Below are 21,769 nucleotides of genomic sequence, written 5' to 3' on the forward strand. Positions count from 1 at the left end.
GTGTTTTGGATAGGGATGAAAACGCCGCAATCAACATCCTTAAAAGGGGACTAAGTACGGTAGGGCATACCGGAACCTTTGGGCTCGATCCAATAAACGCTTGGGGAGAGAATACCTCTACTTTTTCAGAAGCAATTCTGTCTAAGCAAGTAATCTCTGTGAACCAAGAATCCCCGTCTCTTTAGAGCGGGGAGTGTCAATGCCGTAAGCTTTTTCATTCAGAGCAAGCTTTAATCCCTATTAGGGATCGCCTAAAAACGTTGCCTTAAGCGATTTGTACTTGAAATATCGCTTTTAGGTCGAAGCTATTCTATATTCAAATCGCTCGCGAGCGATCTCTTGTTTTTCTATTGAATATCCCTTTCGGCGCATCTCGAAAATTGTCTGACCAAAGCGGGAGCCTACTTTAGAAGCTAGTTCATCCGCAGAGTGCCACTGACCGTCACTAAGAATAGCGAGCAGTTTTTGAAGTGTGCCTTCTTCTTGGTCGCGTAACTTCCACGTTTCTCGAACATATGATTGTAACTCTTGCAATCGTTCCGGGCTAAAATCCGAAACCCACTCCCCTCGCTCGTAAGATTCTAGTAGCTCTCGTTCCTCCGGATCGAGGTTACTGATATCGGTTCTCCGAGCGTGTAAGGTAGCTGGATCGAGTGAAGCATCAAAAGAGCTTGTATCGTTGGTTTTCATGTTGAATCACCTTTTTTAAGGTACTTTTTCGTAGCTTTTCGAGATGGAATGATCGTTTTTAGAAAAATTTCCGATTCGTTGACGACGTAAGGAACTTCGTAGGCATAATCATTCAGCTTGACAATGAGAATTCTTTGATTCGGGTAACGCGCTCGATTGGGATGAACTTTATCGTCCAATACCTCTCCTCGATAGATAGCTTCCTCTACCATCTCGAAAGATAGATACCGCTCTCGTTGTAACTGCTCGTTTTTTTCTTGATTCCATCTTACTCTTTTCATCCTTTGAAGCTAAAACACTCAATTGTTCCGTGTCAACAGATCCACACCTCACCCCCTTTACCTTTGAACCGATGAGCGAGAGTATCCAACAACAAAGCCGATTGACCGATCGCTATAGAATAGGGTGACAGGGGAGAATGAATACTACTCTCGTCACTAATCGGATAAATACCGAAGTGCATCGGTAATTGTAAGCGTTGGCGAACTGCGGCAACGGGATAGGCAAGAACGAAGCTAACCAGAGCCTGATCCCGTAACTCCCGACTAATTCGATCGAGCCAAGGATTATCTGGTTGCCAAACACCGATTCCCGTCAAAACCTGTACTTTCCACGCAGAGGCGATCTCGCCTAAATCGCCGTCGTAGGTAAAGCGCCAGTTTAACCGTTCCTCTCGATACCCCTTTAAATTCAGAAACGTGAGACAATAATCGAAACGTCTGCGCGCGATCGGTGTTTTCGTGGCCTCGATCTGGCGCTTAAACTCGCCTTTTCTCCACACCTCCACCTCTAGATTACCGAGAATACTGGGTAAATCGTAGGTTTTAAAGCGATCGCCCTCCTCTGGTTCCGTCGAATCGTATAACCCGCATAGTAACGGACTCGACCCGCGAAAACTAGACGCATCCTCGAAAATCGGATTACCGCTTTTCCCCGATAACTCCTTCCATTCGTCGGCCCATCCTTTCACCCGACCGGCGACCCGTTTTAAACTGGTATCGAAAACCTCCTCGCATTCCTGTTGAAACTTCTGGCGACTTTCCCCGTATTGGGATTTGATCTTCGGACTCCCTAAATTCCACCAGAGTTGAAATGATTGTACCGCTCCCCAACGTTGGTAATAACCCTCGAAATTATTGATATGACGGTAGTTACTCTTGATGGCCTCCTGTAGCTGAATTCGGTCATACCGTTCCCCGACTTGTAACGGTGCGTCTTTCTTCTCGAATAACCGTTCTAGGAAAAATTTCGGAACCAGAGCGATCGCTGTGAAGTTAGTAAATTTTACCGCCGTTCCCTTTCGATCATAGCCGCTGTGACGGCCTAAACGGCCGAAACGTTGAATAAAATTTCCCGCATCGGACGACTCAAAAATGAGAAAATTAATCTTGAAGTCCACCCCCACATCGATGGTACTCGTTCCGATCACCAGATCACGATTTAACGATGCCAACTTCTCCCGCGTTCCCGAAAGACCCGTATTTTCCCCCACTGTTAAACCGATAGTCGCCAATAATTCTCGGAAAATCGGCAGCAGACGTTTAACCGAAGCGATCGAATTGAGAATAATCGCGCCCTTGCTGCCGGGGTATCGCTTAAAATAGTCTAAAATTCGCTCTTTATTTTCTTTCAACCAATTTTCCGAAGTTTGAAAACTCGACGGTAAGGGAATAAAAGATAGCTCGATTTCCGAGGTTACTTGTCGCCATCCCTGTTGAGCGAGGGAATTGGCCTCTTCTGGGGTATCGGGAAACCGGTATTTTCCTTCTCTTACTGGGTCGATCGATCGATAGCGAAACCCCGCTTTATCCAATCGTTTTAGTAAACCCTCGTCGGGAGTTGCGGATAGAAACAGGTATCGTTTCCCACGATTGGCCCGTCGGATTAGAAGCATGGTATTGATTATGCTGGCGACCTGTGGCGTGCCGAAAACGTGAAATTCATCGAATAGGAAGAGAGCGAAATGTTTATCGATCCGGTTCCATAGCTGATCGGGGTTATCGTAGGGGGTTAAATAGGCCCCCCGATGCAGATAATGGAAAATATCGGGGTTAGTTAAGAGAATTTCCGACTGTTTCGATCGAGTCTCTAGAGCGATCGCTTTCGTTTTCCCATCCCGTTCGGCGTACAATTCCAACTCGGGCCCGGTTAAAAGATTGACCCGGGGTTGATCCGTTGGTTGAAATCGTTGAATATATGCCTCGATCTGACCCCGCTGATCCCGCGCCAGTTCGTTGGTTGGGTAGAGTCCCATAATCGGGAAATATCCTTGCAAAGTTCGCAGGTAGGCCGCTAGACTTTTCCCGTCCCCCGTCATGGCCGTATTGAAAATCACATCGATATCGGGATCGTTGAGTGCTTTCCACGTCTCCACCTGATGCCACGATAACCGCCATCCTTGCGGAACCTTGATGCCGTCTGGTATCTCGTCTGCGGGACAGGAATAGACTGGCCTGAGCGTTACTTGATAATTTACCATGAATTTCTGTCCGTAACTTCTTGCTATCTTCCATACTAACCACGATAATAGGGATGGACAAGTACCTTAACAGAAAAAGTGTCCGTATATTTATAAACTATGAGCCGGATAGGACAATCAATCACTTTATCGGTCAGTGAAAAAGAAAAACAGTCCCTAGAAATCCTTGCCAGTGAATTTGGGCTATTTTGGGGAGATAAACCGAATATATCGAAGTTAATCAAAGAAATTGCCCATAATAAACTTAAAATCGCTCCTAATCACGACTGGAAGCCCGATCGCTTGCAGATGCTCCAACAGGCGATCGATTCTCTCATCGATGCTGGGCAAATCCCCATCGCCCTAGAACTGGCTAAACTACTATTAGAACGGAGCGAACTGTCAGGCCCCTTACGCAAAGAGCTAGAAGGCCGCCTCGATAATCCTCCCCCGCCATGGCGGTGGGAACTCGATCGCTGCATTCTCCGACAACAACCGTTTCAGTTATCCTATCAGGATGCCGGCGATCGAATCTGGGAATTCCATCTTTACCATGCCGCTATCAATCGTCACGAGGATCGCTTATATCTCGATTGTTGGTGCGAGGAAACCGAGGGAAATCAAGATATTTCCGAACTACAGCATAATTGGAGTTTACGGATCGATCGAATCCCCAGCGATTCCTTAATTACCCCGATCCCTAGGGGCAAATGGCGCAATCAGCTTGATAGTGTGTCGGCCGAGTTTCAGCTATTCGATGGATTAGCTCGATCGTACCGGACTAAAAGCGCTATCGATATCGCCAACGAATTGATCTCGAACGATCCCCTCGTCCGGCAGATTACCCGACAGGTAACGAGTAGCTTCTGGTTTTTCCGCGAGATTCTTCCCTACGGAGAAGATTGCTTGCTGATCTCCCCGGAAAAAGTCCGCAAGCGTTTCTATGACAAGTTGCAGCGGCTTTATCGGCGCTACGAGTCCTGAAAAGATTTTCGTCGCTGCTCAATAGACCTCTTGCAGAAATCAAAAATCTTCCGTTAGGTGAGGAGTAAGGAGCCAGTAGTCAGGAGCCAGGAGAATTAAGAATGAGCATTAATCAATTGAATGCTCTTCTTGGAGATTTTATGCAATTTCATGCTTGTTTTTGTCATTTTTGAACTCTCAAAAATTAATTATGCAAGAACTCTAATCAAGGCATGAAAACTCACATCTGATAACTGATCACTGACTGCCGATTACTGATTTGACATTTGGGCGGTGATTACGGTGAGATCGATCGCCCTTTCCCCCCTTCTGATTCTTAGGGGTAAAGATTGACCGATCCCGGTTTTTTCCACCATTTCCTGTAACTCACCGCCATCGCTAACCGGTTGATTATTAGCTTTAACAATCACATCCCCGCGACGGATCCCGGCTTTTTCGGCGGGGGTATTGGGTAGGACTTTCACCACCAAAATTCCCGACACTTCCGGGACGATCATGGCAGAATTGGGGTTTTGATTATTAGCCCGGGCTAAATCGGGAGTTAGATTAACCATCTGCACACCGATATAGGGATGGGCCACCTTTTGACCTGCTTCTAGGGTTGCTTGTAACTGCTTGGCCCGGTCGATGGGAATGGCAAAACCGATGCCCATGGCATCGGCACGAATCGCCGTATTGATGCCGATGACTTCCCCTTGGGCGTTGAGTAAAGGACCGCCGGAATTACCCGGGTTAATAGCGGCATCGGTTTGGATAAAATCAATGCGTTTATCGGGAATACCAGCCTTAGCCGCCGAGCGCCCGATCGTGCTAATAATTCCTAAAGTTACCGTATTATCTAGACCGACGGGATTGCCTACTGCGATCGCCCAGTCCCCCACTTGTATGGATGAGGAATTGCCGAGGACGGCTACAGGTAAATTTTCCCCTTGGGGATTAATTTTCACTACGGCTAAATCAGTGATCTCATCAGTACCGCGCACTTCTCCTTTGAAGCTACGACCATCTTTTAAAGTTACCGTTACCTTATCGGCATTATCGACCACATGGGCATTAGTTAAGATTAAACCACTGCCATCGATAATAAAACCCGATCCCTGGCCAGCAACTCGCTGCTGGGTGGGAAGACGAAACTGTTCTCCAAAAAACTCCTGAAAAAAAGGATCATCAAAAAAGGGGCTATTGGGACGAGTAATGATCGCTTCGGTGTCAATTCGCACCACTGCCGCACCCGTGCGCGCCACTGCCTTAGCGACAAAACTTTCCGCCGTCATCTCCGGGGGAATTCTGGCCAGATCGGCGGCAGCGCTGGGCAGATTTTGAGCATTTACCGCCGCTAAACTGCTAAAACCGAGCATAATTCCCAGAAAAGTTGCTAAAGCGTGGGTAATAGTTCGCCGTAACCCTGTAGGAAGTTTCATACTTTGATCTCTGATTCTGATGTTTGGACTGTTTCTGTCTATTGGTTGACAGACGGACTATTAAAAATCTAACAAATCGATCGCTCCGTTTAAATCGATGGTTGACACCAAATCCGCCAGCAGACGGATTTGGTCATGGTTTGCCGTTTACTAGGGCTGGCTGAATAAATCTAAAAACCTTGTTGGATAAGGCTTTTAGACTTTTTTGACCTCAAAAAGTGCCTACCATTGGAGTGATCGGGGGTAAAATTCCTGGACTTTTTCCCTGAAAATTAGGTAACTGACTACCTCAAAATCGGTAAAACCCTACACCCCACACCCTACACCCCACACCCTGCCCCCAGGAAAAACTTTTTCAGCAGACCCTAAGTAGTCGTGCAAAATTAATTTCCTAGTCGAGACAGGAGACTCCGAGACAGGAGACAGGAGACGGGATACAGCTATTAGGGATCGGATTTGAGTTTTCAGTTCTCTGTTTGCTCACATCAGCAGAAGTCTGACGGAGTAGTGGCTTAGATGTGTAATTAATTGTGCTTAGATACTTATCAAAATTAGCAAGAGGTTTAATGAAACCTCTTGCATAATTAATTTTTGAGGGTTCAAAAACGGTAAAAATAAGGATTAAATTGCCTAAAATCCTTAAATAGACCATTTAATTGATTATTATTCATTCTTAATTCTCCTGACTACTGACTCCTGACCCCTGACTCCTAACCCTAACAACAATTTTTGATTTTTACAAGAGGTCTATTGATGAATCGAACCATCGGGGAGAATTGTTCCTGTTAAAATTGCCCCGGTTAATTTCACCATAATACGCTTACCAAAGCCAATTTTTGCCCCGCGTAAATCCGCCGCCGACAGATCCGCCCCGCTTAAATCCGCCCCGATGAGATTGGCTTCCTGTAAATTTGCGCCCTTAAGGTTAGCTTCGAGGAGATTGGCGCGAAAAAGATTAGCTTTGTACAGATTGGCTTTTTCTAGGTTAATTTTGTGCAGGAAGCTATCGCTTAAGTCGGCATGGCTTAAATCTGCCCCGATGAGACTGCGACTAGAGAGATCTTTTTCTTTCAGGTTAGCCCCCTGTAAATCGGCTCCGTTGAAATCCCGATAGTGAGGGCGGCCGGCGGCATGATTGGGGACGTGATGGTTATTCTGGGGCTGTGTTTGGGTTTGTTGACTATGGGTTTTATGACTGTGGGTTTGGGAATTTTGGCCGGGTTGGCTAGGGTGAGGCTGATAGGGAGAAGCAGTTTTATAGGCGTGGGCGGGCTGTTTTTCAGTTTTAGGGGCGGAATTGGAGCGTTTAGGAGAATTTTGATGAATTTGCCGCAATTGTTCCCTAGCTTGGTTAATTTCTTGCAGTTTAGCCGTGGCTTTTTCCAAAAGACGCTGATTATCTTTGGGAATGCGATCGGGATGCCAAATAAACACCAAATCTTTGTAGGCCTGATTGATCTCGTCGAGAGATGCCCCATGATCTAACCCTAAAACTTTATAGTATCGCTCCAATTCTTTCATTATCGAAGTCCTAATACAAGGATAAAAGCATTAATGGCCACAATTTTGCTGAGTCTTGTCGGATTTTCTAGGAGAGGATTTCTTTCAGGATAATTTGACTCTGGGAGAGCTGCCATAAAATTTGAGAAAATGTCTGGTAATTAAGAAAATCTCGTTTTTCTATCCTGTTTTGGGGCGTAATTGTATAGCATATAACAGCAAAATTAGCAAATTATTGATACAAAACTTAATTTTTGCTCTGGGGAAGTGGGGAAGTGGGGAAGTGGGGAAGTGGGGAAATTGAACTAAAACCCCAAAACCCCAACACCCCAACACCCCCCGCAACGCGCACGCAGTGACCACCCCAACACCTAAAACCTGCCGACCGCCGACCGCCTCCCGACTGCTGTATGATAAAACTTGTCCCGATAGGATAAATCAAGGTCGTGAAATTTGGTCAGTGGTTGGGGTTTATCTGTTTAATAATGGCTCTCTATGTATTGTGGCAGATTCGACAGCTGTTATTATTGATTTTTATGGCGATCGTGTTTACCGTAGCCTTAAATAGATGTGTTAAAGGATTGCAGAGATTGGGGATTAAAAGGGGTTTGGCTATTTTAATTACCCTGCTGACGAGTCTAGCAATTGTGATTTTATTTTTTATAATTATCGTTCCCCCCTTTATCGAACAGTTTCAAAAATTAATTGAACTTTTACCGCAAGCTTGGGATTTAGTCCGCAATAACTCGATTCGATGGCGACAACAATTTCAATTTGATTGGTTGCCATCGCTGCCTAATTTAAGTGATTTAGTCCGGCAGTTACAACCTTTAGGAACCTTTGTTTTTAGTAACTTTTTTACCTTCTTTTCTAACTCAGTTGCGGCAATTTTGCAATTGTTATTCGTGCTGGTGTTAGCAATTATGATGTTAGCTAACCCCCAACCCTATCGACAAGCTTTCTTAAAATTATTTCCTCACTTCTATCGTCGTCGCGCCGAGGAAATTCTTACCCTATCGGAAGCAGGTTTGGGTAATTGGTTGTTGGGAATTGCCATTAGTTCAACTATGGTGGGATTATTCAGTGGTTTCGGTCTTTTTGTTCTACAAATCAATCTAGTTCTCGTTCATGCTATCCTAGCAGGATTGCTCAATTTTATCCCTAATATCGGACCGACTGCTAGTGTGATTTTTCCGATACTCATTGCTGTTATCGATGCACCTTGGAAAATTGTCGCTATTCTGATTCTCTATTTTATTATCCAAAATGTCGAAAGTTATTGGCTGACACCAACTGTCATGGCTAAACAGGTATCTTTACTACCAGCAATTACCCTAATCGCTCAAATTTTCTTCGCTCAAATATTTGGCATCTTAGGTTTATTATTGGCTTTACCTTTGACAGTGGTAGTAAAAACATGGTTAGATGAATTATTATTCAAAGACATTTTAGATCAATGGGATCACGGCCATAACAAATCTTAAATAATCTCGGCAAAAGTCATGAAATTAATCATTCTTACTCTCGTTATTTTATCTAATTTTTTTGCTCCCCTCCCAGCTAAGTCTGAAACGGTTCTAGAAAAAATTAAACGCACGGGATTATTAGAAGTAGCTATGAGAGAAGATGCGATTCCCTTTGGCTATCGGGATAGTAATAATAATTTGCAGGGATTATGCTTAGATTTTATCCAATTGCTCAGAGGGGAACTAAAGCATAAATTAAACCTCCAGATCATCAGTGTCAAAATTTATAAATCAACTTTATTTAATCGCTTCCAGTTATTGGAAAATAAAACCGTTGATTTCGAGTGTGGTCCCAATAGTATCAGAAAAAATATACCTGATGGTGTCAGTTTTTCTCGTCCTTTTTTTGTCACGGGAACTCAGTTTTTAGTGAGGAGTGATAATCAGAAGAATTTTAACTTTTCTTCGTCCTTAGAAGGTATAAGTATTGGAGTTTTGCGAGATACCAGCACTCAAGAATTATTAAGACAAAAATATCCTCTTGCTACCTATCAAGAATTTCAAGGAGTGACGGGAAGACTGCGGGGTATCCAAAGTTTAAGAAGGAATAGAATAGATGCTTTTGCTAGTGATGGTATTCTGCTCATTGGAGAAGCTGTCATTCTCGGTTTATCCTTAGAAAAAGATTATAAACTTATCCCGCGCAATCCTTTAAATTGTGATTATTATGGTTTCATTCTTCCCGCTAATGATCCCCAATGGCAAGAGTTTATTAATGGGGTTATCGTCACCAGTGAGAACAGAAATATTTTTAAAACATGGTTTACTGAAGTTGCTTCCTATTTTATACATACCTGGCAGTATTGTCGTAATAACCCCGAAAAATCCCAGTAAAACTTAACGATTATGCCCCAAAAAAATGATTTATTTTGGTTAGTTAGTTCCAGTACAATAATCCTGTTTGTTTGCAGTGCTATCAGACATATTTTATTTCAATCTAACGCTCTCGATCTTGGTTGGTTCGATCAAGGAGTTTACCTAATTTCTCAAGGTAAACCACCGATTATATCTTTTGTTGACTACCATATTTTAGGCGATCATATCGCTTTTATTCTCTATCCTATAGCCTTACTTTATAAAATTTATCCTAGCGTTTATTGGCTGCTTTTCTTACAAGCTTTTTCCCTTTCTCTTGGTGCTTTTCCCCTCTGGCAATTGGCAATAGAAGCGGGATTAAAAGAAAAACAAGCTTATACATTAGCCTTAGTTTATCTGCTCTATCCCCTAATTTTTAATGTTAATCTCTTTGATTTTCATCCCGAAGTTATCGCAGTGCCAGCGATTTTTTGGACAATTTTAGCGGCAAGATTAAATAATCTCTGGGGATTTTGTCTAGGAATCATTATTATTCTCGGTTGTAAAGCAATTCTCTCTTTAACATTGTTGGGAATCGGTATCTGGTTACTTCTCTGGGAAAAGAAAAAAATCTCGGGAATAATTGCTATTATTAGCGGCATTCTTTGGTTTATTATCACCACGAAGTTATTAATTCCTCTCCTGACAGGAAAATCAGCAGTTATTGAAATGGCCGATTCTCGATATAGTTATCTAGGAGATAGTTTACCAGCAATTATCTTTAATCTTTTCCTCAAACCCGATCTTGTCTTGGGAAAAATCTTTACTGGCAATAATCTAGAATACCTAATCCTATTAATTATTCCCTTAGTTTGGGGTTTATCCTGGCGCTATTCTGCCCCAATAATTGCCGCTATTCCCGCACTCGCTTTAAATTTATTAGCAGATCATGCCCCACAAAAAAACTTAACCACTCAATATTCCCTGCCAATTTTGCCCTTTTTATTTCTAGCGGTTATCGCCACTTTAGCCCATAATAGCAGCTGGTTGAAGCAGCCTAAATGGATAATTACTTGGGCAATTATTGCCTTTTTTGCCTTAGCTAAATACGGCTATTTTTGGTCACTGTATTTAAATTCCCTCGATACTTGGTCCGCCACCCAAAAAGCTCTAACCCAAATTACCACCAGTGAGAGTGTCTTGACTACTTCTAGAATTGCCCCCCATCTTACCCATCGAGAAATGATCAAATTAGCGATCGAAGGTTCCCAATCCCTAGATTTAAATCAATTTAATTATATCCTACTCGATCGCCGTCATCCCGGTTGGTCTAGTTCATCAGAACTAATTGATGCTCACTTAAATAAACTGAATCAAAATGACAACTTTCAGTTAATCGTTAATGAGGATGATGTGTTTTTATATCGGGCCTTGACAACCCCTCAAGAAAAAAAATAATTTGTCGTTCCACCGATTCCAATAAATTTTCTTTATCGACGGGAAACCAGATAATATCAGCATCGGCACGAAACCAAGTGCGCTGACGTTTGGCAAATTGACGGGTGTGGAGGATAATTAGCTCGATCGCCTGTTCTAAAGAAATTTCCCCGAGCAGATATTGCTTAATCTCTGCATAACCCAAAGTCTGCAAAAGTGGCAAATCCCAACCGTATTTATCCCCCAAATTCTGCACCTCTGCTACTAATCCCCTGGCGATCATTTGATGAGTACGAACAGTGATCCGCTTGCCTAAACTTTCTGGGGAACAATCTAAACCAATTTGTAAAATCGGATAAGTGGGAGGATTTTCTCCCTGCTGACTAGAGATAGGTTTTCCTGTCAGATAAAAAACCTCTAAAGCGCGTAAAGTCCTTACCTGATCATGGGGATGAATTTTTTTAGCAGCCTCCTCATCTACCTGCGTCAGAATTTGATAAAGATAGGATTGTCCTAAAGCTTGTAATTGCTGTCTTAAATCCGCTTGAGGAGAAACCCTCGGTATTTTTAAACCTTTGACAATGGACTTGATATAAAGTCCCGTACCACCAACCAAAAACAGAGGAGAATACTGGAGATTGCTGATTAAATCCTCAGCTTGTTCTTGGTACTGTGCTAGGGTAAAATTATCCTGCGGATCACAAATATCAATTAGATAATGGGGAATCCGCTGACATTCTTCTAAGCTAGGTTTAGCGGTACCAATATTAAATTCTCGATAGATTTGTCGGGAATCGGCACTGAGAATTACTGAATTAAACTTTTCGGCCAATTGTAGGGCTAAACTGGATTTTCCCGTGGCAGTTGCCCCACAAATAACAATTAAAATAGGTAAAGAGGAAGTAGTCATCGATGCTACATGACAGTGAACAGTAAACAGTAATCAGTGAAAAGACAGGAATGTTAAGCTCAGTAGGTAGGCATCAAAAATTATCAGACACCCCCTGATCAAGGTAGGGTTGATTCATGAATCAACCCTACTTATCAAGGGGGGATTAAGGGGGGATATATCTTCAATTTAATTATAACCACTTACTTAAGACGCATTTAAACAGGGTATTGTTAAGCTGATTAACAGCTTATCAGCAAGAAATTAAGTTTGTCATTAATTTTCGTTGAACAAAAAAAACAGCACCCATCAGGATGCTGTTTGTCAAGAAAATGTTACAAAACTTAAGCTAAAGCCGCCATTTTCACATCGTTATTAGCGAGGATATTTTGCAACTCCTCTGCGTCCACGGTTTCTTTTTCCACTAACATTTGCGCTAACTGGTCCAAGATGGCGCGGTTATTGACTAAAACCTCTTTAGCGCGACGATAGGCCTGTTCCACTAAGTTACGCACTTCCTCGTCAATAGCTGCCGCAGTTTCATCGGAGAAATCTCGATCGGAAGCGATATCACGACCTAGGAAAACATTACCATTTTGACGACCTAAGGCCACCGGTCCTAGGCGATCGCTCATTCCGAAACGAGTTACCATTTGCCGCGCTACTCGTGCCACCTGTTGCAGGTCATTCGAAGCACCCGTAGTCACTTCTTCCTCACCGAAGATAATTTCTTCCGCTAAACGACCCCCCAAAGCTACAGCCATCTGATTTTGCAGATAAGCGCGAGAATATAACCCGGATTCCATGCGATCCTCGCTGGGAGTGAACCAAGTTAAACCCCCAGCGCGACCGCGAGGAATAATACTAATTTTCTGGACGGGATCGTAATCCGGCATTAAAGCACCCACCAAAGCATGACCAGCTTCATGGTAAGCAACTAAAGTTTTGCGTTTTTCACTCATGACGCGATTTTTCTTCTCAGGACCTGCCAGGACACGATCGATCGCATCGTTGATCTCATCCATAGAAATCTCGGTTAAATTGCGACGTGCCGCTAAAATTGCGGCTTCGTTGAGCAAATTAGCTAGATCGGCACCGGTAAAACCGGGGGTACGACGGGCGATTTTATCGAGATCCACGTCTTGGGCCAAAGTTTTGCCTCTGGAGTGGACATTAAGGATTTCCTTACGGCCAGCGTAATCGGGACGATCTACCACCACTTGGCGATCAAAACGACCTGGACGTAATAAAGCGGCATCCAGCACATCGGGGCGGTTAGTGGCGGCGATAATGATAATACCTGTATTACCTTCAAAACCGTCCATTTCCGTTAATAATTGGTTGAGGGTTTGTTCCCGTTCATCGTTACCACCCCCTAAACCGGCACCCCGTTGACGACCGACAGCATCAATCTCATCGATAAAAACTATACAAGGTGCATTCGCTTTCGCTTGTTCAAATAGGTCGCGGACGCGAGAAGCACCCACCCCGACGAACATTTCCACGAATTCCGAACCGGAAATGCTAAAAAACGGGACTCCTGCTTCTCCAGCTACTGCGCGAGCAAGCAGGGTTTTACCTGTCCCCGGAGGACCGACTAAAAGGACTCCTTTGGGGATTTTTGCCCCAATTGCCGTGAAGCGATCGGCATTTTTCAGGAAGTCCACCACTTCGTTTAATTCTAATTTTGCCCCTTCAATCCCGGCCACATCACCGAAAGTAACCTGGGTTTGGGGTTCCATCTGTACTCTTGCTTTCGATTTGCCGAAGTTCATCGCTTGGGAACCAGGACCACTTTGGGCGCGACGGAGCAAGAAAAATAGACCAACAAGAAGTAAAATCGGGAAAAAGAGGCTACTGAAGGCTCTTACCCATACTCCTTCTTCTCTTTGGGGAAGTACGGAAATATCAACGTTATTTTCTGCCAAAATGTTGATTAATTGCGGATCGTTGGGCAGGTTTACTAATACATTTGTACCGTCTTGGGTGGGTACGATCGCTCGTTGCCGGTCGGCACTTAAGCGCACGGTTTCCACTTTACCTTCCCGGACTTCCTGTAAAAATTCGCTATACTTCCAAGTTTGTTGGACTGCTGGCTGGCGATCGAAGAAAGCTGAGGCTAAGGCAAGGACTACGATTAACAATAGGGCATATAGTCCCGCATTGCGCCATTTTTTGTTATTACCGTTTTTGTTCACGCTGTCGAACTCCTGATAAATTGGGGATGATCTTATCGGTTGTTAAGGGGTTGTTAATTTATGTTAACGTTTCTCAGGAACAGTGGACAGGTTTTTTTTTAATATGCCCGTTCTGGTCCTCAATGGGGGTTGGCAGCGGGGGATAGGAGAGCGGGGAGCGGGGGAGAAAAAAGCTGATAACTGATAACGGAGGCAGGGGGCAGGAGGCCGTTTTTGTAACGGGGATTTATGCCCCGCTCCAAAAACTTGTCGCCTTAAGGCGAGATTTTAGACCCGATTTTTTCGATAACAAGGACCGCAGCTAAAACCTAATTTGTTCAGCTAAAAGCTTTGATGCACTTAGTTTCTAGCCTTCTTTTTCGGGGGGAGAATTGCCAGATTTTTTCTGGGAGCCTTTTGAACCCCCAAAAATTGATTATGCAAGAAAGCTAATCAATGATCAAATCTTGGAGCATTTGTCAAAAATTAGCTCATTTTTTCGAGAAATTACTGCATTTTTAACATCCATTCTACCGCCCGTTCATAGAGTTCTAAATTACCAGTTTTTATCAAAGCATTAGCGGCTTTTTGCAAATAGTTAAGGCTCGCTACTCGACTACTAGGATTTTTATCATCGTAGGTGGCAAGCGCCAAATTATAATAAGCTTCGCCATAATTTGGCTGATAAGTAATTGCTAATTGATAATCAGCGATCGCTGCCTTCTTGTCGCCTATTTTTTCCTTAACTAAACCTCGATTATAGTAAGCTTCAGCATACTTAGACTGGAGAGAAATAGCCATATTTAAATCCTCCAAAGCACCGGTATTATTTCCCAAATCAAAGCGAATAACTCCCCGGTTATTATAGGCAATAGGATTATTGGAATTCAAGCTAATTGCTTTATCTAAATCCTCTAAAGCACCCTCCTTGTCCCCAGTTTGTCGTCGAATAATACCACGATTATTATAGGCGATCGGATTCTCCGATATTCTCGGTGTTACTTGTACATTATCGGGAATAGTAGCGGTATCCGTGCGTGCATTTCCCCGATTACTATACACCGTCACATCGATAGGATTAATGCTCAAAGATTGCAGATAATCTGTAATCGCTCCTTGGTCATCTCCCACGTCAGCGCTACTATTACCACGACTATAGAAAATTCTGGCATCACGGACTTTTTGTAGGAATACATTATAATCCTCGATCGCTCCCTGTTTATCCCCTTTTTCAAAACGCGCATTAGCCCGTTTATGATACCCTTCTGGATCGTTAGGATAGGCAACTATATAAGTAGTATAATCTCTTTCGGCCGCAGCAAAATTTTTCAAGGCAAAATAAGCATCTCCCCGCGCTTGAGCATGACAAGAGACATTATAATTAGGACGAAAATCAGTTTCTCTGGAGTCATAAAAATAATTTTTCTCGGCAGATTCTCGGATATTTTCGCTACAGACAGATCGAGAAGTAAAACTAGGTGTATTAATCCCATCATCTTGGGCTAAGGCAATATTATAATTATCTACTGCCTCCTGATAACGCCCCAATTTATACAGCACTAACCCCCGATGATAGTTAGCGGCTGCATCATGACGATTTCGTGCCACTGCCGCAGTAAAATCCTCTAAAGCTCCTGCGTATTCTTGATATTTATTGGCTCGCATTAACCCACGATATACATAGGCTTTTGCGTCTTGGGGTTGCAGATAAATTGCTTGGTTATAATCTTGAATTGCCCCTTGATTATTGTTGAGTCTTAGGTGAGCATAACCCCGTTTAAGAAATGCTCTAGAATGGGGAATTTTATCGTAGTTGGGATTAATACGGATGACAAGTGCTAGATCTTTGATTGCTCCATTATAGTAATTGATCGCTGTTTGATATCCTTGGGGGGAATTAGAAGATAAATTGGCTAATTCTACTTCCTCGTCAGCGATTTCAATTTGTACTCTGGCACGGTTTTGATAACTGCTAGGAGCATTCTTGGCTAAAAATAAGTTAGGTGAGCATTTTAAAACGATTTTATAATCCTTAAAAGCCTCTCGTTTTCCCCCTATCTTTTCTAAAGCTATAGCCCGATTATAATAGCCTTCAATTAGATCGGGTTTGTATAAAATAGCCAGATCATAATCTTTGATAGCCTCTGCATAATTTCCCCACTGAGAGTATAGCTGTCCTCGATGATAATAGCCGCGATAATCTTCAGTTTCATAACCGATGAAACGCTGGTAATAATCTAAAGCCAAGGCTTGATGATTGAGCAAAGATGCAATAATTGCTAGGTTAAAGTAAACTTCGCTTTTATTGGGATTATATTTAAAGGCTTGCTGAAAATCTGAGCGGGCAGCTTCTAATAATTTTAGCTGATGCTGATCCTTGGCCATGGCTAACTTTAACACACCTCTTTGATAATAGGCTTGAGCTAGTAACTGTCGATCTTTGAAGGCGGGAGCATTATAATTACTGTACCAAATGTATTGACTGAAATCATCGATCGCACCGTTTTGATCGTTGATTTTTTCTCGGGCCATTCCCCGTTGAAGATAAAGTTTAATCGTACCCAGATCGCTAGGATAGACTCGCAGAGTGGCCGAATAATCAGCAATTTCTCTTTTAAGAGCATTAGTATCAACTTCTTCCCTAGAAATAACGGGACATTGTAGGTTTTCTACTGCTTTAACTGAGCTAACTTCTAAACCCAATAATTCCCAAAACAACAGGGGAGACAATAAAAGTATTTTTCTAAAAAGCTTGACATTTAAACTATTTTGTGCAAGTGGGGTAATGGCTTGCTCTGTCAGGGTTTTAGTGATTAAGGATTGTTGTGGCATGATGATTAAAAAAATTTGCCCTAAATATAATTTGGTAATTTAATTATAACTGAACTTCCCCTGTATGAATATACTAGCCATGGCTAAAAGTCTGGCTCTTCTGGTTTCTGTGTGGAAACGAGGTCTATACTGATAGAATATCCGCAAAATAGTCCTAAAAGTCTTGCCCAGTAAGCATTTCACGATTCCATAAGCAAAAATTATCACACAAAGTCGAGAAGAGCCAAAGTCTCTTACAGAGCCTATGCTAAAGCTGGGTAATTTTAATGTACTAATGAGAATGAACGTCTGAAATCCTTATTTTCCTGAGAAGCGCCATGGAGTAAGGGTATCGTTGGGCAGCTTAACTAATACACTTGTTCTGTCTAGTCTGGCTATGATCGCTCGCTGCCGGTCGGCACTTAAGCGCAAGGTTTCCACTTTCCCCGACCGGCTCCTGAATCCTCCCCCCACCAAGAAACATTTTCAGCAAACCCTATTTAAGAGCCAATTTTAAAGGCTTCTAGAAATAAACTATAGGTGATACCAATTTTTAGTAAATTGAAAGATTCTCGCAGAATCGGTGCGGGTTTAGCCTGAGAACTTTTTCGGTAAACAATCCGGCTAATCGCCTCCGTAAACAGCACTAATAAACCAGCCGCGGTGACATCCCATTGAGCAGTTTGTCCAGCAGTGGTGACAATTGCTTGACCAGAAAAAATTCCAAATAAAACACAAATTATCTGTAGGGAAATCCGCCGCCAAGGATTACCAAAAAAGCTATTAAATCGACTGCTGGTGACATTAGCCAGCGTACTTAAACGGGTGCGTTGCATGGCCATATTTATTTAGAAGTAATACGATTAAGAAGCCACAAAGAAGTAACGATACCAGTAAAGTGAGCGAGAATTGTATTAGTATTAGCCTGCACAATTAACAGGTCAACCGAATTAACAAATTGACTGGGGTTAGAGGCAACATTAAAAGTACCTTGGGGAACATTGAGGGATTTAATTAAGACGATTCCCGCTAACGCTTGCGCTCCCAAAATCGTTAAAAACATCCCGATAATATTAGCGATTAAACCCTGACGGATTAACTGAATAGTATCGGATTTTTTCGGGCGACTATCTTGATCACCCCTCAACATTTGACGGGCAATTTTCATGTAACGAGAGGAAAAGAAAATGGCGACCACCAAGAAACCAGCCCCACCAATGGCACATAAAACACCGATTTCAATGCCAGAAGTGCGTTGTCTCGTCCCTAATAAACTAGCGGTAGCAATCAGTAATAAAACCCCTGAAATTACGCCCAGGACAATCTGCGTCCAAAAACCGATTCTTCCCTGACGTAAAAGGATATTAGCAGCCCGTTGGACGGCCGGAGGCAAGGAATAAAGATCAGAATCTCTAGGGGTGGATATATTGGTAATTTCTGATTGTTTGTCTCTCATCGGGGTTAAGCTAGGATTGGGTAAATCTGGTCTTGATCTATTTTCGTCTTTTTTTTTGCCCATGGCTAGAGATTTAATCAAGCTCTGGCATAATTAATTTTTCATGGTTCAAAAAAGGCAAAAATAATGATTAAATTGCCTAAAATCTGTAAATAGACCATTTAATTGATTATTATTCATTCTTAATTCTCCTGACTACTGACTACTGGCTCCTAACCCTAACAACAATTTTTGATTTTTACCAGAGGTCTAATTTTGGCACTGACTGGCTATCTGTTTAGCTTCCACCTGTAAACGCTGGGCCATGCGAAACATTTCTTGACCGGTGTGGAGAGAGTGATCGTCGTAGTTAAGGGTAAAGGTTTCTAATTCTTCTAGTCCGTCAGTGAGATGATTGAGACAGTAGTAAAGAGAAGCGGCCACTTTGGCCATTTTGGCAGGGTTGGGCCTTTGGCAAAAGAGGGTTTTGGCTCGATCGAGATTTTGGCGACAGGTTTCTAGATAGTCTTGAAAAACAGCCATTAACTGATCATCGAAGGGATCGGCGGATAGGTGATCGATCTGACCTTTGAGAGGTCGAATAATTTGACCGATCAGACGATTAATCGGGCTATAGGTCTGGTTATACCACTGTTTGACCAAGGCCTCGTCTTCCTGGACCGCCTCTTTGTAACGATGGTAATTTGCTTGGGCAGTGGCAGTGCGTTGGCCGCGTTTTTCGGGAAAATTGGCGATTAGTTGGTTATCGTAGTCCTTTCTTAGCCTCGGATCGCTTAAAATCTCGTAGGCGGCGTTAATAGCGACGATTTTATCGTGACTGGCACTATCGTTTTGACTATCGGGATGGAATTGTCTGGCTAAACGCCGATAGGCCCGTTTAATCTCGTCAGGGGTCGATTTATGGCTGATTTCTAAGGTTTGGTAGTGGTTGCCGGTCATGAGCGCAAGCGATCGATCTGTCTCTTATTATTATCGACTATGCTTAACGCGGCGGAGAAGGAGAATTGTCGAGAGTGGGAAAGTGGGGAGGTGGGGTGTGGGGTGTGGGGTGTGGGGTGTGGGAAGAATACATAAAAATAATCTCCTGTCTCCTGAATACTGACTTCTGACTCCCGACTCCTGACTTCTAACCCCATGTTGGACAAATATAAGCAAAAATTATCTATTGACTCCAAAAACTTGATAATATTTAAATTAACATTTCGCAATATTTATAAATTCTTAAGAATTAATTGAGAAAGATTTTTATTTAACAACGATTTTACAATGGTTACAGCGATTTGATAGAATTTCATAGTGGGTTATTCTGTGCTTTTTTAGACAGCAATGGTTGAAACCCTTGCCACACCTACAAGGTGATCCTAGTTAAGACAGCTAAATTAGTCAATTTCACCCACAACGATGATCTTTTTTTTGTGTAGTTTTATTGCAAAAAAAAAGTTTTTTTGACAAAAAGCACAAAGTATGAATTAGGAAGTGGGGAAGTGGGAAGTGGGAAGTGGGAAGTGGGAAGTGGGAAGTGGGGGAGAAGGGAGAATAAATAAAAATAATCTTCAGAATTCAGAGTTGAGAATTTATAATTCTGATCTGACAAAATTGGCAATAATTAGACAAAAGGATTGATTTCAGGGATATCCTCGATCGAGGGTAAGTCTATTGAGACCGATCGCTCTTGTCGAAGATAATAGGGACAATGAAGCTGACAATCGGGACGATGGGGAAAATCAACTAAATCATTTTGGTATGCTGATAGATAGCGATCGAGATCCTTCAATAAACGGCGTAAATCTCGCCCTGTCTGTTGGTGTAGTTTCCGATTATAGTTAAAAGTAATTTGTTCGGGGCTGCGGGGCAACTGCACAAACCAATAGGTCATCGATAAACTATCAAGAGGATAAGCAGAAGTTTCTGCCAACACATACAGATAAAGTCTCGTCTGCCAATTTTTGGCTAGTTGGTCAGCATCGATAGGTTTTAAGTAGGTTTTCCAGTCAAAAATTACCGCTCGATCGCTCTCTAATAAAATTAAATCATAGATAACCGTTAATAAATAATTACCCACAGTTAAACTGCGACAATGTTCCGCTTCTCGATTGGTTTCTCCCGGATTTTGGGCAATTGCCGGGGCAGCCTTTAATAGGGCCGTTAAACAATGTTCTAACTGTTCATTTTCCCGTAATAAAGATGCGATCGGCAGCCCTAATTCCCGCTGCTGTAATAATAGGTGAAACTGACTGCCCCATTCTTGCCGCTGCAATTGTTCAGGGTCAGCCGGTGTGTTAAGTTCCTCTAGATAGACTTTTTGAAATCTGGGTGGACAGGTTTCCAATAGGTTTAAATGACCTTGGGCAAGACGGTAGATCTTAGGCATAATAGGATTATCGTGAATATTATCGAGAAAACGGGTTTCTCGAAGAAACCCGTTTTCTGTATAAATGTTAATTTATGTTATGGAAGTCTTGAAAGATTGGGGATTGTTGAGCTAAAAATGTTAGCAGTAAACCTTTGCTGCCAACACCATGACTTCCACCCTGTTGCCGGGCTTTCCTGCTGTTGACGATGTTTTGTTCAATTTTGCTCAATCTGATGGCTTGAGTCAAGCTAATCAGGTGGATAGTGCGAGAAATCAGCGTTTAACCGCTACCGTAGTTTTCCTCGATGCTGGTGTTAGCGATTATCAAAGTCTCCAAGCTGGGGTAATTCCAGAAGTCGCCACCGTTATTCTCTCTCCCAATAAAGACGGAATCGAACAAATCACCGCTTTTTTACCACAAAATCCCCAGATTAGCACCATTCACCTCGTCTCTCATGGTGCGCCTGGATGCTTATATTTAGGGAATTGTCAACTTAATTTAACAAATATTTACGATTACCGCCAACAGTTACAGAATTGGGCAAAGATTAATCATATTCTACTGTACGGTTGTCAGGTCGCGGCGGGAGATGCGGGGACAGAGTTTATTACTAAATTGTCCCAAATTACTGGGGCAAAAATAGCGGCTTCCAGCCGACGGGTAGGAAATGCAGCCTTAGGAGGAAGTTGGGAGTTAGAGGTGAGTTTCCCGGTGACAAAGGGAGAGAATAAAACCTTACATTAGCTAAGATGTGGAGGGAGCATCTCATTTATGCAAGTGAGTAATTATACTTGTCCCTAAAACTGGTTTCTAGCAAGGCTTTCAAAATATCTTGACATAAAACCTGATTTAGGGGTTACAAAGGTGAGATGCTCCCAGATGTGGATGTAGGTTGCTCTCATGGGAAGTTTTGTGACGACAAGTAGCATTGATGATATTTATGGGGAATAATGAATCTAGAGGATCGCCTAACTTTCTGATTGACAGCGACTCGCCATGAACCAAACAACTGCCAATTATGATGAACCCTGGAAAGAAGCATTAAGCGAGTATTTTGAAGCGTTTTTATACTTCTTTTTTCCTGAAGTTCACCAATTAATCGATTGGACAAAAATTCCCGAATCCCTAGAAAAAGAACTCAAACGGATTACCGCTTCAGCAAAGACAAAAAAACGTTTCGCTGACAAACTCTATAAAGTCTGGTTACTCAGGGGTGAAGAAGTGTGGATTTTGATTCATATTGAAATTCAAAGTCAATACGAAGAAAATTT

17 protein-coding genes and 2 pseudogenes are annotated in these 21,769 nt (G+C 42.6%); 7 read left to right on the forward strand and 12 right to left on the reverse strand.

Features of this window, described 5'->3' with window-relative positions; genetic code table 11:
* Window positions 1-185 (forward strand): annotated as a pseudogene (locus O9295_RS26050) (RNA-guided endonuclease TnpB family protein); the annotation flags it as partial.
* 109 nt (window positions 186-294) lie between these two features.
* Here the strand turns inward: O9295_RS26050 and O9295_RS26055 are convergent.
* The 3 genes from O9295_RS26055 to cas3 are packed head-to-tail and all read right to left on the reverse strand — an operon-like array spanning window position 295 to window position 3,169.
* A complete protein-coding gene (locus O9295_RS26055; RefSeq protein WP_272081674.1) occupies window positions 295-690 on the reverse strand; it encodes a hypothetical protein in 396 nt (131 codons plus the stop codon).
* A complete protein-coding gene (locus O9295_RS26060; RefSeq protein ID WP_272081673.1) occupies window positions 687-971 on the reverse strand; it encodes a BrnT family toxin in 285 nt (94 codons plus the stop codon). Before O9295_RS26060 ends, O9295_RS26055 begins: the two co-directional genes overlap by 4 nt.
* A gap of 32 nt (window positions 972-1,003) precedes the next feature.
* Complete coding sequence (gene cas3, locus O9295_RS26065; protein WP_288036174.1) at window positions 1,004-3,169, reverse strand: type I-D CRISPR-associated helicase Cas3'; 2,166 nt, start codon at window positions 3,167-3,169, stop codon at window positions 1,004-1,006.
* A 99-nt stretch (window positions 3,170-3,268) separates the two neighbouring features.
* On the opposite strand from cas3, the gene O9295_RS26070 reads away from it, so the two are divergent.
* Window positions 3,269-4,132, forward strand: a complete 864-nt coding sequence (locus tag O9295_RS26070; RefSeq protein WP_288036175.1) for a WYL domain-containing protein — start codon at window positions 3,269-3,271, stop codon at window positions 4,130-4,132.
* A gap of 251 nt (window positions 4,133-4,383) precedes the next feature.
* On the opposite strand, the gene O9295_RS26075 is transcribed toward O9295_RS26070, so the two are convergent.
* Together O9295_RS26075 and O9295_RS26080 are read right to left on the reverse strand one after the other, a co-directional pair.
* On the reverse strand, window positions 4,384-5,553 hold the full coding sequence (locus O9295_RS26075; RefSeq protein WP_288036177.1) for an HhoA/HhoB/HtrA family serine endopeptidase: 1,170 nt from the start codon (window positions 5,551-5,553) through the stop codon (window positions 4,384-4,386).
* A 747-nt stretch (window positions 5,554-6,300) separates the two neighbouring features.
* Entirely contained in the window at window positions 6,301-7,074 is a 774-nt protein-coding gene (locus O9295_RS26080; protein ID WP_288036179.1) for a pentapeptide repeat-containing protein, read from the reverse strand.
* Window positions 7,075-7,499: 425 nt separating this feature from the next.
* On the opposite strand from O9295_RS26080, the gene O9295_RS26085 reads away from it, so the two are divergent.
* From O9295_RS26085 to O9295_RS26095, 3 genes are read left to right on the forward strand one after another with little or no spacing between them, the layout of a single operon-like run.
* Window positions 7,500-8,537 (forward strand): AI-2E family transporter, encoded by a 1,038-nt coding sequence (locus O9295_RS26085; RefSeq protein WP_288036181.1) that lies wholly within the window; start codon window positions 7,500-7,502, stop codon window positions 8,535-8,537.
* 18 nt (window positions 8,538-8,555) lie between these two features.
* Complete coding sequence (locus tag O9295_RS26090) at window positions 8,556-9,413, forward strand: amino acid ABC transporter substrate-binding protein (RefSeq protein WP_287739030.1); 858 nt, start codon at window positions 8,556-8,558, stop codon at window positions 9,411-9,413.
* A gap of 12 nt (window positions 9,414-9,425) precedes the next feature.
* Complete coding sequence (locus O9295_RS26095) at window positions 9,426-10,832, forward strand: DUF2079 domain-containing protein (RefSeq protein WP_288036183.1); 1,407 nt, start codon at window positions 9,426-9,428, stop codon at window positions 10,830-10,832.
* On the opposite strand, the gene miaA is transcribed toward O9295_RS26095, so the two are convergent.
* The 7 genes from miaA to O9295_RS26130 all read right to left on the reverse strand — a co-directional run bounded on the left by miaA (window position 10,774) and on the right by O9295_RS26130 (window position 20,515).
* Window positions 10,774-11,721: a tRNA (adenosine(37)-N6)-dimethylallyltransferase MiaA gene (gene miaA, locus O9295_RS26100; RefSeq protein ID WP_288036185.1), complete on the reverse strand. Its 948-nt coding sequence runs from the start codon at window positions 11,719-11,721 to the stop codon at window positions 10,774-10,776. The two genes, O9295_RS26095 and miaA, sit on opposite strands and share 59 nt — an antisense overlap.
* A gap of 323 nt (window positions 11,722-12,044) precedes the next feature.
* Window positions 12,045-13,898, reverse strand: coding sequence for an ATP-dependent zinc metalloprotease FtsH3 (ftsH3, locus tag O9295_RS26105; protein WP_002784350.1), 1,854 nt, complete (start codon window positions 13,896-13,898; stop codon window positions 12,045-12,047).
* Window positions 13,899-14,384: 486 nt separating this feature from the next.
* Complete coding sequence (locus tag O9295_RS26110; protein ID WP_288036186.1) at window positions 14,385-16,709, reverse strand: tetratricopeptide repeat protein; 2,325 nt, start codon at window positions 16,707-16,709, stop codon at window positions 14,385-14,387.
* A 479-nt stretch (window positions 16,710-17,188) separates the two neighbouring features.
* On the reverse strand, window positions 17,189-17,530 hold the full coding sequence (locus O9295_RS26115; protein ID WP_002763032.1) for a DUF565 domain-containing protein: 342 nt from the start codon (window positions 17,528-17,530) through the stop codon (window positions 17,189-17,191).
* Between the two features lie 2 nt (window positions 17,531-17,532).
* Window positions 17,533-18,144 carry a DUF3611 family protein gene (locus O9295_RS26120; protein WP_002800798.1) on the reverse strand — a complete coding sequence of 204 codons (612 nt, stop codon included), beginning with the start codon at window positions 18,142-18,144 and terminating at the stop codon, window positions 17,533-17,535.
* Between the two features lie 249 nt (window positions 18,145-18,393).
* Window positions 18,394-19,083: a J domain-containing protein gene (locus O9295_RS26125; protein ID WP_079205394.1), complete on the reverse strand. Its 690-nt coding sequence runs from the start codon at window positions 19,081-19,083 to the stop codon at window positions 18,394-18,396.
* Window positions 19,084-19,750: 667 nt separating this feature from the next.
* Entirely contained in the window at window positions 19,751-20,515 is a 765-nt protein-coding gene (locus tag O9295_RS26130; protein WP_147071169.1) for a PD-(D/E)XK nuclease family protein, read from the reverse strand.
* A gap of 148 nt (window positions 20,516-20,663) precedes the next feature.
* Here O9295_RS26130 and O9295_RS26135 point away from each other — a divergent pair, with 148 nt between their 5' ends.
* Both O9295_RS26135 and O9295_RS26140 read left to right on the forward strand, forming a co-directional pair.
* Window positions 20,664-21,242, forward strand: coding sequence for a DUF4347 domain-containing protein (locus O9295_RS26135; RefSeq protein ID WP_288036188.1), 579 nt, complete (start codon window positions 20,664-20,666; stop codon window positions 21,240-21,242).
* Window positions 21,243-21,494: 252 nt separating this feature from the next.
* A pseudogene (locus O9295_RS26140) lies at window positions 21,495-21,769 on the forward strand (transposase); the annotation flags it as partial.

The sequence above is a fragment of the Microcystis sp. LE18-22.4A genome, assembly GCF_027531105.1.
Classification (GTDB): domain Bacteria; phylum Cyanobacteriota; class Cyanobacteriia; order Cyanobacteriales; family Microcystaceae; genus Microcystis; species Microcystis aeruginosa.